The sequence below is a fragment of the Streptomyces sp. NPDC101152 genome, assembly GCF_044768275.1.
In the GTDB taxonomy this organism is placed as follows: domain Bacteria; phylum Actinomycetota; class Actinomycetes; order Streptomycetales; family Streptomycetaceae; genus Streptomyces.
Genome location: NZ_JBIWPO010000044.1, coordinates 21,497 through 34,858 on the forward strand (window position 1 = coordinate 21,497; position 13,362 = coordinate 34,858).

The window sequence follows — 13,362 nt, forward strand, 5'->3', positions numbered from 1 at the left end:
ACCATGGATCACTCGCGGGTGCCCGTGCTGGAGGCGCTTCAGGAGTTCCGGCGCCGTGGGGACGTCGTCTTCGGGCCGCCCGGTCACAAGCAGGGCCGCGGCGCCGACCCCCGGGTGGCCGAGATCGTCGGCCTCGACGTGTTCCGTTCGGACGTCCTGTCCCTCAACGGCCTCGACGACCGCCGCCAGTCCCAGGGTGTGCTCAGCCAGGCCCAGGAGCTGATGGCGGACGCGGTCGGCGCCGAGCAGGCCTTCTTCTCCACCTGCGGCAGCTCCCTGTCGGTCAAGACCGCCATGCTGGCCGTCGCCGGTCCCGGCGAGAAAGTTCTGATCTCCCGCAACGCGCACAAGTCGGTGATCTCCGCCGTCGTCGTCAACGGGGTCGAGCCGATCTGGGTCCACCCCAAGTTCGACCGGGAGCGGCACATCGCCCACCCGCCGGAGCCCGACGACGTACGCCGCCGTCTCGAGGAGCACCCGGACGCCAAGGGCATGCTGCTGATCACGCCCACCGACTGGGGGACCTGCGCCGACATCCGGGGTGTCGCGCGGGTGTGCCACGAGTTCGGTGTCCCCCTCATCGTCGACGAGGCATGGGGCGCCCATCTCCCCTTCCACCCGGACCTGCCCGCCTGGGGCATGGACGCCGAGGCGGACCTGGTGCTCACCAGCGTGCACAAGATGGGCGGCGCGATCGAGCAGAGCTCTGTCTTCCACCTGCAGTACGACCGCGTGTCACCGGAGGCACTCAAGCAGCGGGAGGACCTGCTCGGCACCACCAGCGCCTCCTCGCTGGTGTACGCCACCCTCGACGGCTGGCGGCGCCAGATGGTCCAGCACGGGCACGAACTCCTGGACGCCGCCCTGCACCGCGCCGAACGCGTCCGCACGGCCGCGGCCGACCTGCCGGGCCTCAGGCCCATGGGCCAGGAGATCGTGGAGGAGGGGCTGGCCGCCGAGTTCGACCCCCTGAAGATCGTGATCGACGTACGGAAACTCGGCATCAGCGGTATGCAGGCCGCCGAGTGGCTGCGGGCCGAGCGGCACGTGGACGTCGGCGGCTCCGACAGTTGCCGTATCAGCGCCTCCATCACCCACGCCGACGACGACGCGACCGAGGAGGTGCTGCTGGACGCCCTCCGCGCCCTCGTCGACCGCGCCGACACCATCGAGCGCCGGCCCCCGGTCCGGCTGCCCGAGCCCTCCGACCTGGAACTGGAGCAGGCCATGCTGCCCCGCGAGGCGTTCTTCGCCGAGGTCGACCACGTGCCCGCGGAACGCGCCGCCGGCCGTATCGCCGCGGAGATGATCAGCCCGTACCCTCCGGGCGTACCGGCCGTCGCCCCCGGGGAGGTCATCACCGACGCGGTCCTCGACTACCTGCGCAGCGGCGTCGAGCACGGCGTCCTGATCCCGGACGCCGCCGACTCCTCGGTGAAGACGCTGCGGGTGGTGTCACGCCACTGACGCGGCACCGAGGCCGCTCACGGGTTCACGGGGTGAGCCGTTCCTGGTGCCCGCCACGCCACTCGGTCAGCAGCACGGTCGCGTCGTCCTCGAGCCTGCCGTCATGGTGGTCGAGGACGGCGGCCATCAGACGGCGCAGCGTCTCGTGCACGGTGTGTCCGCCGGAGTGCTGGCGACGGACGAAGTCGATGAAACGGTCCCGGCCGAACTGCCGGCCGTGGCCGTCACGCGCCTCGACGACCCCGTCGGTGTACAGCAACAACCGGTCTCCCGGCTCCAGTTGCTCCGAGCACTCCCGCACGGGCAGGCCGAGCTGTGCTCCCATGGGGCCGGCCGGCGGGCAGTCCAGATCGAGGGTCCAGCGGTTGTCGCGCAGCAGGACGGGCAGCGGGTGCCCGCGGTTGATCCAGGTCAGCCGGCCGGTCGTCATCTCCAGGTCCGCCAAGGTGGCCGTCACATAGCGGCTGGTGCCGAACTGCCGGACCAGCGCGTTCTCCACCCGACGGCTGGTCTCGGTCAGCGAGGCACCCTGACGGCGGGCGTTGCGACAGGCGGCCACGGCGACGCTGGCGGTGATCCCGGCGGCCGTGTCGTGCCCCATCGCGTCGAACACGCCCAGGTGAAGGGTGCGGTCGGCCACGGCGTAGTCGAAGGCGTCACCACCCATCTCGTACGCGGGCTCCATCACGGCACCCACGACCGCGTCCTGTCCGGCGTAGGCGAGCGGAGGGGTCAGGTTCCACTGCATCTCCGCCGCCACGTTCATCGGCTCGGTACGCACCAGACGGGCGTAGGAGTCGCTGAAGGAACGCTTGCTCAGCAACAGCAGGGCCGTCATCGAGGCCAGGTCGCGCAGGGCCTGACGGGTCGCCGCGTCGTCGGTCTCCGTGTCGGCCCGCAGCACGCCCAGACGTTCCACGCCGTCCGTGACGGCCACCCACCACCGCCACCGGTCCGGACGATCGTCCGTCCCCTCCGGTTCGCAGATCAGCGAGACGCGCTGATAGGCCTGGCCCGGCAGGCTGCCCCGCACGGTGAACTCCTGCCCGCCGGCGCCCGCGTCGGGCCCCCGGCCGGTGAGCTGCCGCAGCACCGTCTCGCGCAGGTCCACCACGAGGACGGCGGCGTCGCGCAGGCCGGCCTGCGCGGCGTACCCGGCGATCATGCCCGGGAGCTGTTCGAGGGTGGCGGTATGGCTGTCCTGCATCAGCCGTACCAGCAGTGTCGCCGCTCCGTCAGCCACGCCGTCCACCTCCCACCGTCCCCGGGTACCCCCGAACAGCGGACGACTACGGTTCCGTGCGGTCCGGTACCGCTGCCCGTTCCGGGGTGCGCAGGGCCAGCAGGGCGACGTCGTCGTCGTTGTCGGCCGGCCGGACGCGGCGCAACAACTGGTCGGTGAAGGCCCCGAGGGGGCGGTGGGCGAGGGCGGCGGCGTGGCGGCTCAGCCGGTCCAGGCCCGCGTCCAGGGTCTGGCCGCGCGCCTCGACCAGACCGTCGGTGTACAGCACCAGGGTGGAACCGGGCGGCAACAGGGCCGTGGCGTCGGGACGCCGGGCGCCTGCTCCGGTGCCCAGGAGGATCCCGTGGCCCTCGGTGAGGTAGCTGGCGAGGCCGTCGCGGCTGATCAGCAACGGCGGCAGGTGGCCCGCGTTGGTCCAGGACAGCAGCCACTGACCGTCGTCCGCCGGTTCGATCCGGCCGAGGACCACGGTGGCCATCGAGACGTCGGTGATGTGCTGGATCGCCTCGTCGAGCCGTTCGACGATCCGGCTGGGCGGCTCCTGCTGGGACCAGGCGTAGGCGCGCAGCATGTTGCGTACCTGCGCCATGCCCGCCGCGGCCTCCAGGTCGTGGCCGACGACGTCCCCGATGGCCAGGGCGGTGGAGCCGTCCGTCAGGGAGAAGGCGTCGTACCAGTCGCCGCCGACCTGTGAGGCGTCGGGTGCGGGCAGGTAGCGCACTGTCATCTGCAGGTCCGTCACGCTCGGCATCTGGGGCAGCAGATGGTTCTGCATGGTCTCGGCGACCTTGCGCTGGCGCTGGTAGAGCCGGGCGTTGTCGAGAGCGAGGCCGGCCCGGCGCGCGATGTCCTCGATCAGCGGGAGGTCGGACGAGGTGAAGGGCACCGGGTTCTCGGAGCGGCCCACCGTCAGCGCGCCCAGCACGTACCGGGTGCTGCGGATCGGCGCGATGGCCGCGGAGTGCATGCCGGTGGCCTCGAACAGGCGGCGCTGCTCCACCGCGAGGCCGGCGTCCGGTGGCTGCCGGTAGGTCTGCTGGTCCGCCAGGGTCGAGGCGACGCCGCGCAGGGCCCGGGACAGCGGCATCGGGGACTCCTGCGAGACCGGCGGCATCGGGCCCTGCAGGTCCTCGCGGGGGACCAGGGTGTCGCCCTCGGCGTGGACCACGACGGAACGCCACACCTCGTCACGCTCGCTGATCAGGTCGACCACCGCCCAGTCGGCCAGCCGGGGCACCACCAGCGCCACCAGCCGGCGCAGCGTCTCCTCGGCGTCGAGCGTGGAGGTGAGCCGCGTCGTGGTCTCGGCCAGCAGGGCCAGCCGCTCGAGCTCCGGCATCGGTTCGCCTGCCGGCTCCGCTGCCGGGCCGTCGTCGGGCGGGCCGTCGGGGCTATGGAAGACGACCAGTGTGCCGACGTCGTCGCCACCGAGGTCGTACGGCGTGATCATCCAGGAGATGGTGAGCAGGGTGCCGTCCGCACGGGCGAAGTAGTCCCGCTCGGCCTGCGCCGGGCGCCGTTCGTGGAACGGCTGCCGCATGGTGCACTGCGTCCTGGTCAGGGCCTGCCCCTGCGGCCCGCGGTGCAGCAACTCGTGCGCGTCATGGCCCAGCAGCTCGGCCGCGGATCTGCCCAGCAGCCGCTCGGCGCGGGCGTTGACGGCGATGATGAGGCCCTCGTCGTCCACGAGGTACGCGCCGGCCCCGAGGGCGTCCAGCACTCCGGCCGGCTCGGCGGAGGACACACGGGCGGCGGCCTGCCGGGAGTTCTGCCTGGTCACCGGCTTCGTCATGGCCCCGTCTCCTTGCCGACCGCGCCGCCGCTCCTCGCCGCGCGCGCCTTGTTCCGCGTGTCCCTCCCGTATGCCCGCTCGTCGAGGAATCACCACGCGCTCCCGGCGGCCGGGTGGAGCCGCGAGGATCAGGGCCGCAGGGCGTCCTGGAGGGTCGCGTGGCAGTCGACGAGGCTGTCGAGCCCCACGAGCTGCACGGTGCGCTGCACGGCGCCGCGGGCCCCCACGAGCCGCAGCCAGCCCTGCGCGGCACGAGTGGCCTGGTGGGCGGCGATCAGCGCGTTGACCCCGCTGGAGTCCATGAACGTGACCCCGCTCAGATCCAGGACGACCCGCTCGCCGGCCTCGGCGTCCGCCGGGGGCATGGCCCCGGTCAGCACGCCCACGCTCTGGTAGTCGACCTCTCCCCGGAGGGCGAGGACGGTGATGCCGTCGGCGTCGGAGCGGACCACGGACAGTTGGCCGTGACCCACCGCTTCCTCGTTGTCAGCCACTCGCGTTTCCCCTGGGCGTTCGGTCGGGACGGTGTCACCTCTTGCCTGCCATTCTTACGTGCCATCGTTGCCCCGCGATCCCGGCTGTGATGCGCGCGTCGACCATCCACTTGCCCGCGGCCCGTCCACGTACGCGTGACGGGGGAGTAATGGGGGAGATATGGGGTAGTCGCGCGCTCATGAACGGGGTACTTGCTTTTGCCGGCACGGTGCCTGTCGCGCCCGAGGAGTGTTCCCGGATGCCGGATGCCGCACCTGCCGAGGTGACCGTCGCCCTGGACGGCGCCGACGGCTGTATCGCCGACGCCCGAAACCAGGCTTCGCAGTTCTTGACGCGTGTTCGGTCCGCGTACGGGCTGCCGGTGCCGGCCCGCACCGTGGACCTGGCGCAGCTGGTGGTGAGCGAGCTGGTCACCAACGCGCTGAAGTACGCGCCCGGACCGGTGCTGCTGCATCTGCGCGTCGACGGCGCCCTGCTGGAGATCGCGGTGTGGGACACCGATCCTGTGCTCCCGGTGGCCAGGGTCACGGACGCCGGCCGGGTCGGACAGCACGGGCTGGAGATCGTGCTGGCCCTGGTGCAGGGCTTCGAGGCGCGGCGGGAGCCCGTGGGCAAGAGCATCACCGCCCGGCTCGCGCTGTACGACGACCCGCTGTCGGCGCCGGAAAGCTGATGCGGACGGGCATGTGAGGGGTGCCGACGTCGTTGTGCTGATGAGCCGTGCCCTGAGGTGCGGTGCGGATCAGTCACCGCGAAGCTGTACCGGGAGCGAGGCCGGCAGCGCCGAGAGAGGAACGTCATGGACGAGCAGGGCGAGCACTTCGACGTCGTGGTCCTCGGAGCCGGCCCCGGCGGATACGTCGCCGCCGTCCGCGCCGCCCAACTGGGCAGGCGCGTGGCCGTCGTGGAGGAGAAGTACTGGGGCGGGGTCTGCCTGAACGTGGGCTGCATCCCCAGCAAGGCCCTGCTGCGCAACGCGGAGCTGGCGCACATCGTCACCCGCGAGGCGAAGACCTTCGGCATCAGGGTGGACGGGCAGGTCAGCTTCGACTACGGCGAGGCGTTCCGCCGCAGCCGCAAGGTCGCCGACGGCCGGGTCAAGGGCGTCCACTACCTGATGAAGAAGAACAAGATCACCGAGTTCGACGGCCGCGGCACCTTCCTCGACCCGCACACGATCCAGGTGGCGGGCTACGACGGCGACACCCGGACCATCCGCTTCGACGACTGCGTCATCGCCGCCGGCGCCACCCCGAAGCTGCTGCCCGGCACCAAGCGCAGTGCGCGCGTGGTGACGTTCGAGGAGCAGATCCTCGCCGAGGACCTTCCGCAGTCGATCGTCATCGCGGGCGCCGGAGCGATCGGCGTCGAGTTCGCCTACATCCTGCACAACTACGGCGTGAAGGTGACGATCGTCGAGTTCCTGGACCGCGTGGCTCCCCTGGAGGACGCCGAGGTCTCCGCCGAACTCGCCAAGCAGTACCGTCGGTTGGGCATCGAGGTGCTCACCTCCACCCGCGTCGACGCCATCGACGAGTCCGGGCCGCAGGTCCGCGTCAGGGTCACCGGCAAGGACGGCACCCAGCAGGTGCTGGAGGCCGACAAGGTGCTGCAGGCGATCGGCTTCCAGCCGAACATCGAGGGCTACGGCCTGGAGAACACCGGCGTGAAGGTCACCGAGCGCGGCGCGATCGACGTCGACGGCCGCTGCCGCACCTCGGTTCCGCACCTCTACGCCATCGGCGACGTGACGGCGAAGCTCATGCTCGCGCACGCCGCGGAGGCGATGGGCATCATCGCCGCCGAGACGATCTCGGGCGCGGAGACCATGGAGCTGGACTACGTGATGATCCCGCGCGCCACCTACTGCCAGCCGCAGATCGCCAGCTTCGGCTACACCGAGGCCCAGGCCCGCGACCTCGGCCACGACGTGAATGTGGCCAAGTTCCCCTTCACCGCCAACGGCAAGTCGCACGGCCTGGGCGACACCACCGGCTTCGTGAAGCTGATCAGCGACGCCAAGTACGGTGAACTCCTCGGCGGCCACCTGATCGGCCCCGAGGTCACGGAACTCCTGCCCGAACTGACCCTCGCCCAGCAGTGGGACCTCACCGTCCACGAGGTGGCCCGCAACGTCCACGCCCACCCCACCCTGGGCGAGGCCGTCAAGGAGGCGGTGCACGGCCTGGCGGGCCACATGATCAACATGTGAGCCGGGGGTACGTGACCGGCGCACCCGCCCTTACGCCGAACCCCGCGTCCAGCCGGCCGCGCTCGCCGACGTCGGCACGGTACTCGGCAGCCGGGTGATCATCCCTCTGCCGAGGACCGGCGAACCGGCCGCCACGACGCCGTCCCGTACCCGCGTCACCGCCGCCGTCCACGACCCGACCGGCCTGCGGTCGAAGTCGCCCGGCTCGTGGCGAGCACATCGACGCCGACGCGATCGGCGCACGCACAACCGCCATAGGGCCTTCTGTCCGGTCCTGCCCCGGCCCACACGGCTGAGCCCTGCCGAGTCCTCGGCGGGGGCCCGAGACGGCCCCGCGGGCCTTCGGCGTGACCGGGCGTACTCCGTGGGGCGCCGCCGGAGGGGCGTGCCCGCACGGCGGAGAGCTGGGGTTTCCCGCACCGGCCGCCCCTTCAGTGCCGACCGGGCGGCGACGTCACACGGCACCCTCGAACCGGACCCGCGCCGAGCCGGGCACGTCACTCCTCGCCCAGGCGGCGCAGGTCCTTCTCGTCCCAGGCTCGGGTGTCGCGGGGCTCGGTGTAGGGCTCCTGGTCCGGTGGCAGGCCCCCGGCGATCGCCCGTTGCCGTACGGCCTCCGCGTCGAACTCCAGGCCGAGGAGGATCGCCAGGTTGCTGATCCACAGCCACACCAGGAAGACGATCACGCCGGCCATGGTGCCGTACGTCTTGTTGTACGACGCGAAGTTCGCGACGTAGAGCGCGAAGCCGGCGGAGGCGATCAGCCAGATCACCAGGGCGAGGACGCTGCCCGGGGTGATCCACCTGAAGCCCCTGACCTTCGCGTTGGGGCTGGCCCAATAGAGGATCGCGATCATGATCGTGACCAGGGCGACCAGAACCGGCCACTTGGCGATCGACCAGACGGTCAGTGCCGTGTCGCCGATACCGAGGGCGGTGCCCGCCTGCCGGGCGAGGGCGCCGGTGAAGACCACGATCAGGGCGCTGACCACGGCCAGCACCAGGAGCACGACCGTCAGACCGAGGCGCACCGGGAGGATCTTCCACACCGGGCGGCCCTCGGGCATGTCGTAGACCCGGTTGGCCGCGCGGATGAAGGCCGCGACATACCCGGACGCGGACCACACCGCGAGCACGATGCCGACGACCGCCATGACCGAGCCGGTGCCGGAGTTGTTCTGCAACTGCTCCACGGCCCGCGTGATGATGTCGCGGGCGGAACCGGGGGTGAGCTGCCGGAGGTTCTTCAGCACCGAGTCGGTGGCCGACCTGCCCGTGATGCCCAGCAGCGACACGAGCACCAGCAGCGCCGGGAACAGCGACAGCACGCCGTAGTAGGTCAGCGCCGCCGCGCGGTCGGTCAGCTCGTCGTCCGTGAACTCGCGCACCGCGCCCTTGAACACCGCGCCCCAGGCCCCCCGGGGCAGTTTGGTGGGGGCGTCCGGTGCCCGCTGCTCGACCTCGGGGCCCGGCCCGACGTCCCGCGGCGCGGGTGGTGCCTCGTCGGCGCTGTGGTGATTCTTCCGCCCCGGAAGATGCAACCTGGTCATACCCGCCGGGTAACCCGGCAGCGCCCACCCACTCACAAGCGGACGAGCCGGCGCGTCACGTATGCGGGTGAAGCCTGGGCCGCAGGCCGCGAACCGGGGCATGCATGAATATCCCGGCCGTATCCGGACGAGTCGCCGGGGGCGACACGCTGGAGGCGAGTGATGAATGCAAGAGCCGAGCAGACGGGCGGGGCGGTTCACGACGTACCGGTGCTGATCGTCGGTGGTTCGCTGGTCGGTCTGTCGACCTCGCTGTTCCTCGGCCGACTGGGGGTGCGGCACACCCTGGTGGAGCGCCATGCCGGCACCTCCATCCACCCCCGCGGCCGCGGCAACAACGTCCGTACGATGGAGCTCTTCCGGGTGTCCGGCACCGAGCCGGCGATCCATCGGGCCGCGGCCACCCTCGCCGACAACCACGGCATCCTGCAGACGCCCACCCTGGTCGGCGACGCGGGCGAATGGCTGTTCAAGGAGATCGACCCGGGCGGCGGCCTCGCCCGCTTCAGCCCGTCCGCCTGGTGCCTGTGCAGCCAGAACGACCTGGAACCGGTCCTGCTCGACCACGCCGCCCGGCTGGGCGGCGACCTGCGCTACTCCACCGAACTGATGTCCTTCGAGGCCGACTCCACGGGTGTCACCGCGCTCGTCAAGAGCCGCCGGACGGGCGAGCACACGACCTTCCGGGCCGGCTACCTCGTCGCCGCGGACGGCCCCCGCAGCCCCGTCCGCGAACAGCTCGGCATCGGCCAGAGCGGCCCCGGCGACCTCTTCCACAACGTCAGCGTCACCTTCCGCTCCCGTCGCCTCGCCGACGTGGTGGGCGACCGCCGGTTCATCGTCTGCTACCTCACCAGCCCCGAGGCCGACGGAGCCCTGCTGCCGGTGGACAACCGCGAGCACTGGGTCTTCCACGCCCCCTGGCACCCCGAACACGGGGAAACCCTCGAGGAGTTCACCGACGAACGCTGCGCCGACCACATCCGCCGGGCCGTCGGCGACCCCCACCTCGACGTCGAGATCACCGGCCGGGCCCCCTGGCACGCCGCCCAGCGCGTGGCGCGCGCCTACCGTTCCGGGCGCGTCCTGCTGGCCGGCGACTCGGCCCACGAGATGTCCCCCACCGGGGCCTTCGGCTCCAACACCGGTATCCAGGACGCGCACAACCTCGCCTGGAAACTGGCCGCCGTGCTCGACGGCTGGGCGGGGGAGGGCCTGCTGGACAGCTACGACGCCGAACGCCGGCCGGTCGCGGAGGCCACCAGCGCCCGCGCGGCCGTACGCTCCGCCGAGCACAGCCACCCCGGCTTCGACGCGCCTCCGGGCGCGGGCAGCGGCCCCCAGCGCGGCATCCTCAACGTCGCCCTCGGCTACCGCTACCCGCACGGCGCCGTCCTCGGCGCCGACCCGGCCACCCCGGTCGTCCCGGAGAGACTCGCCCTCACCGGCGAACCCGGCAGCCGCGCCCCCCATCTGTGGGTGCGTCACCAGGGCGAGCGGGTGTCCACCCTCGACCTCTACGAACGCAACCTCGTCCTGCTCTGCGACGCCGACACGCCGAACGACTGGCACCGGGCCGCCCTGCGGCTCGCCGAGGAGATGTCCCTCCCGCTCGTCCCGTACCGGATGGGCGGCGAACTGGTGCCGCAGGACGGGGCGGACTGGGCTGCGGCGCACGGCACGACACGTGAGGGCGCCGTCCTCGTCCGGCCCGACGGCTTCGTCGCCTGGCGCTGTCAGGGCTCGGTCGAGGACCCTGAGTCGACCCTGCGCGAGGCCCTGACGGCGGTGCTCGCCCGCACCTGACCGCCCGGGTGGTCCGTCCAACCGAGTGAGCCGCTCTCCTCCCGTCCCTGGACGGCTGGAAAGCGGCTCTCGCCCTGTCTGTACTGCGCGGATGCGGCGCGCGTGGCCCCGGACGGCGGGAACCGGGGGCCTTGGGCATCACCCGGGTGAGCGTCCCAGGTGGTGAGCGCCGCGCATCTGGCTGACGGTGGTTCACATCGGGGCCGGGTCATCTCAGCTGACGAAGTGCCAGCTGCCCGGTCACGACGGAAGGAACGTCAGATGCGTTCTGCTCGCTTGCTTCTGGCCACCGGAGCGGTCTCGGCCGTCCTCGCCCTCGGTGCGCCCGCCGCCTACGCCCACGGCGGCGACGGTGACCATTCGGGTTCGTCCTCAGGCCGGGACAGCTCTTCGTACACCAAGGGCCACGACACGCCGCACGGTGGAATGCACACGGGTGGCGGTGCGCTGACCGCCGTCAAGCAGGACGGCGCCCGTGACCCGCGGTTCGACCCCAACACCTACAAGGACAAGGACAGCGGCTCCGACTCCTGGGGCGGCTCCAACTCCCACAGCGACTCGGGCTCCTGGAGCGGCGAGCACGAGAAGCCGCACGGCGGCATGCACACCGGGGGCGGCGCGCTCGCCAACCGGGGTGTGCCCGCGGGCGGCCTGGCCGTCCTCGGCGTCGCGGGAGCCGGACTGTACGTGGCGCGGCGCCGGAAGAGCGCCGCGGCCCTGGCCTGACCCATGCCGGATGCGATAGCCGCCGTGGCCGCCACCCGCGTGCCTGGTGGCGGCCCGGCCGGCCCTCCCCGCCTCTGCACCCCGCTGCCGCATCCAAGAGAGGTGGTCCTCGATGGCAGCCCCCGCTTCACCCTCTTCCGACGACGAGCGGGCCCCCGACGGCTCCAGGACGGGCGCGAACCTGATGATGGTGTGCGCCGCCGCCCTGGTGGTCCTGGCGGTGAGCCTGGTCGGCGGCCGGGACGCCGCCGCCGAAAGGCCCCGTGTCGCCGCCGCAGCCCCGCAGGCCGCCGCGCCCGCCGCACCCGTCCCGCCCGACGCGCGGCAGGCGGCCGCAAAGCACCTTCCGCGGTCGCGGCCGGTGCGCCTGCTCATTCCGAAGATCTCCGTCGACGCCCCCTTCACCGACCTCGCCCTCGCCCCCACCGGGCAGCTCCAGCCGCCGCCCGCGCACGACACCAACCTCGTCGGCTGGTACGCCGGGGGCGCCTCCCCCGGAGAGGCCGGCACGGCCATCATCGCGGGGCACGTCGACACGACCACGTCCGCGGCCGTCTTCGCCGACCTCGGCCGACTGCGCAAGGGCGACGTCTTCCACGTCGTACGCGCCGACGGGCGCAAGGCCACCTTCGTCGTCGACGACGCGCAGACCTTCCCCAAGGACGACTTCCCGAGCGACCGCGTCTACGCCGACACCCCGCAGGCCCAGGTCCGGCTGATCACCTGCGCGGGCGACTACGACCGCACGGTGAGGGACTACAAGGACAACCTGGTGGTCTTCGCCCACCTCGTCTGAGCTCGGGCGACGCGACAGCGGTCACCCACGTAGTTCATACGAGTCGCGCCCTTGCCAGGCCGGGCACAGGATCAAGGAACGCCGACGTCGCCCGAAGCGGCCGACGTACCAAGCCGCCCCGCGAAGGAGATGTGCTCCATGACCACCCTGTCCGCACCCGCCACGGACCCCCACGCGCGACAGGTGTCGCCCCGTGTCTCACAGTCCGTCTTCGACGGCTCCCGGCTCCGTGTCGTCCTGCTGGTGGACGTCTACGAGGGCGCCCAGCAGCAGTTCCTGGAGGCCTACGAGCAACTGTGCAACCAGGTCGCCTCGGTGCCCGGGCACGTCAGCGACCAGCTGTGCCAGTCCATCGAGAACCCTTCCCAGTGGCTGATCACCAGCGAGTGGGAGAGCGCCCCGCCGTTCCTCGCCTGGGTCAACAGCGAGGAGCACGTCCGGATGGTCGAACCCCTGCACAGCTGCGTCCGGGACACCCGCTCGTTGCGCTTCCACGTCGTGCGCGAGACCGGCGGCCCGGCGCCGCGCGCCGACTCCGCCCAGGGCCGGCTGCAGGCCTCGCCGCGCATCGGGGACGGCGTGATCCGCCATGCCCTCACCTTCACCGTCAAGCCGGGCAGCGAGGAGAAGGTCGCCAAGATCCTCTCCGAGTACGCCTCGCCCGAACCGAAGGTCGACGAGAACACCCGGCTGTGCCGCACCTCCCTGTTCATGCACGGCAACCGGGTGGTGCGGGCCATCGAGGTGCGCGGCGACCTGCTCGCGGCCCTGCGCCACGTCGCCCGCCAGCCCGAGGTGCGGGCCGTCGAGGAGGCCGTCAACCCGTATCTGGAGCAGGACCGCGACCTCGACGACCCCGAGTCCGCCCGGGTCTTCTTCACCCGCGCGGCCCTGCCCGCCGTCCACCACGTCAACGCGGAGCAGGAGGACCCGAAGGCGCGGCGCCACGCCCTGTACTACCCGGCCCGGCCCGGCCGCGGCATGGAGCTGGCGGAACTGCTGGCCCGTCAGGACGAGGCCGCGGCCGACGACCCGCGCAGGCCCATCGTGCGCAGCACGATCTTCCAGCGCGACGAGGTCGTGGTGCGGCTGATCGACGTGCGCGGCGACCTGGAGGCCGCCGACCCCGCACTGGTCCTCGGCATCGCCGACGCCGGCCGGCTGGCCGAGCTGACCACGCTCCCCAAGGATCGGGACCTCGCCCACGTCCTCCAGCTCGTGCGCGCGGACCTGGTCACCGACCGCCGCTCGGCCGGGGCCTGATCCGCCCCGCCG

11 protein-coding genes are annotated in these 13,362 nt (G+C 72.1%); 7 read left to right on the forward strand and 4 right to left on the reverse strand.

Annotated features, from left to right (window positions below; translation table 11 throughout):
* Nucleotides 1-3: 3 nt before the first annotated feature.
* Nucleotides 4-1,467, forward strand: coding sequence for an aminotransferase class I/II-fold pyridoxal phosphate-dependent enzyme (locus ACIRVK_RS35685; protein WP_404254598.1), 1,464 nt, complete (start codon nucleotides 4-6; stop codon nucleotides 1,465-1,467).
* A 25-nt stretch (nucleotides 1,468-1,492) separates the two neighbouring features.
* Here the strand turns inward: ACIRVK_RS35685 and ACIRVK_RS35690 are convergent, their stop codons facing one another.
* From ACIRVK_RS35690 to ACIRVK_RS35700, 3 genes are all read right to left on the reverse strand, one after another.
* The gene (locus tag ACIRVK_RS35690; RefSeq protein ID WP_404254600.1) at nucleotides 1,493-2,710 is read right to left on the reverse strand and encodes a PP2C family protein-serine/threonine phosphatase; all 1,218 of its coding nucleotides are present in this window, start codon (nucleotides 2,708-2,710) and stop codon (nucleotides 1,493-1,495) included.
* Between the two features lie 46 nt (nucleotides 2,711-2,756).
* The gene (locus ACIRVK_RS35695; RefSeq protein ID WP_404254602.1) at nucleotides 2,757-4,502 is read right to left on the reverse strand and encodes a SpoIIE family protein phosphatase; all 1,746 of its coding nucleotides are present in this window, start codon (nucleotides 4,500-4,502) and stop codon (nucleotides 2,757-2,759) included.
* Nucleotides 4,503-4,630: 128 nt separating this feature from the next.
* The gene (locus ACIRVK_RS35700) at nucleotides 4,631-4,996 is read right to left on the reverse strand and encodes an STAS domain-containing protein (RefSeq protein WP_404254604.1); all 366 of its coding nucleotides are present in this window, start codon (nucleotides 4,994-4,996) and stop codon (nucleotides 4,631-4,633) included.
* Nucleotides 4,997-5,235: 239 nt separating this feature from the next.
* Between ACIRVK_RS35700 and ACIRVK_RS35705 the strand changes: the two genes are divergently transcribed.
* Both ACIRVK_RS35705 and lpdA read left to right on the forward strand, forming a co-directional pair.
* Nucleotides 5,236-5,670, forward strand: coding sequence for an ATP-binding protein (locus ACIRVK_RS35705; RefSeq protein ID WP_404254606.1), 435 nt, complete (start codon nucleotides 5,236-5,238; stop codon nucleotides 5,668-5,670).
* Between the two features lie 126 nt (nucleotides 5,671-5,796).
* Nucleotides 5,797-7,209 (forward strand): dihydrolipoyl dehydrogenase, encoded by a 1,413-nt coding sequence (gene lpdA, locus ACIRVK_RS35710; protein WP_404254608.1) that lies wholly within the window; start codon nucleotides 5,797-5,799, stop codon nucleotides 7,207-7,209.
* 497 nt (nucleotides 7,210-7,706) lie between these two features.
* Here lpdA and ACIRVK_RS35715 read toward each other — a convergent pair whose 3' ends face one another.
* The gene (locus ACIRVK_RS35715) at nucleotides 7,707-8,759 is read right to left on the reverse strand and encodes a YihY/virulence factor BrkB family protein (RefSeq protein ID WP_404254610.1); all 1,053 of its coding nucleotides are present in this window, start codon (nucleotides 8,757-8,759) and stop codon (nucleotides 7,707-7,709) included.
* Between the two features lie 162 nt (nucleotides 8,760-8,921).
* Here ACIRVK_RS35715 and ACIRVK_RS35720 point away from each other — a divergent pair, with 162 nt between their 5' ends.
* The 4 genes from ACIRVK_RS35720 (at nucleotide 8,922) to ACIRVK_RS35735 (ending at nucleotide 13,350) form a co-directional block, all read left to right on the forward strand.
* Nucleotides 8,922-10,565, forward strand: a complete 1,644-nt coding sequence (locus ACIRVK_RS35720) for an FAD-dependent oxidoreductase (protein WP_404254612.1) — start codon at nucleotides 8,922-8,924, stop codon at nucleotides 10,563-10,565.
* Nucleotides 10,566-10,826: 261 nt separating this feature from the next.
* Nucleotides 10,827-11,291 (forward strand): hypothetical protein, encoded by a 465-nt coding sequence (locus tag ACIRVK_RS35725; protein ID WP_404254614.1) that lies wholly within the window; start codon nucleotides 10,827-10,829, stop codon nucleotides 11,289-11,291.
* 112 nt (nucleotides 11,292-11,403) lie between these two features.
* On the forward strand, nucleotides 11,404-12,087 hold the full coding sequence (locus ACIRVK_RS35730) for a class F sortase (RefSeq protein WP_404254616.1): 684 nt from the start codon (nucleotides 11,404-11,406) through the stop codon (nucleotides 12,085-12,087).
* Between the two features lie 138 nt (nucleotides 12,088-12,225).
* Complete coding sequence (locus ACIRVK_RS35735) at nucleotides 12,226-13,350, forward strand: SchA/CurD-like domain-containing protein (RefSeq protein WP_404254618.1); 1,125 nt, start codon at nucleotides 12,226-12,228, stop codon at nucleotides 13,348-13,350.
* The last annotated feature ends 12 nt before the right edge of the window (nucleotides 13,351-13,362 follow it).

Coding starts and splice junctions, on each gene's coding strand:
- ACIRVK_RS35685 (WP_404254598.1), top strand. CDS start 4: ATGGATCACTCGCGGGTGCCCGTGCTGGAGGCGCTTCAGGAGTTCCGG.
- ACIRVK_RS35695 (WP_404254602.1), bottom strand. CDS start 4,502: ATGACGAAGCCGGTGACCAGGCAGAACTCCCGGCAGGCCGCCGCCCGT.
- ACIRVK_RS35705 (WP_404254606.1), top strand. CDS start 5,236: ATGCCGGATGCCGCACCTGCCGAGGTGACCGTCGCCCTGGACGGCGCC.
- lpdA (WP_404254608.1), top strand. CDS start 5,797: ATGGACGAGCAGGGCGAGCACTTCGACGTCGTGGTCCTCGGAGCCGGC.
- ACIRVK_RS35715 (WP_404254610.1), bottom strand. CDS start 8,759: ATGACCAGGTTGCATCTTCCGGGGCGGAAGAATCACCACAGCGCCGAC.
- ACIRVK_RS35720 (WP_404254612.1), top strand. CDS start 8,922: ATGAATGCAAGAGCCGAGCAGACGGGCGGGGCGGTTCACGACGTACCG.
- ACIRVK_RS35725 (WP_404254614.1), top strand. CDS start 10,827: ATGCGTTCTGCTCGCTTGCTTCTGGCCACCGGAGCGGTCTCGGCCGTC.
- ACIRVK_RS35730 (WP_404254616.1), top strand. CDS start 11,404: ATGGCAGCCCCCGCTTCACCCTCTTCCGACGACGAGCGGGCCCCCGAC.
- ACIRVK_RS35735 (WP_404254618.1), top strand. CDS start 12,226: ATGACCACCCTGTCCGCACCCGCCACGGACCCCCACGCGCGACAGGTG.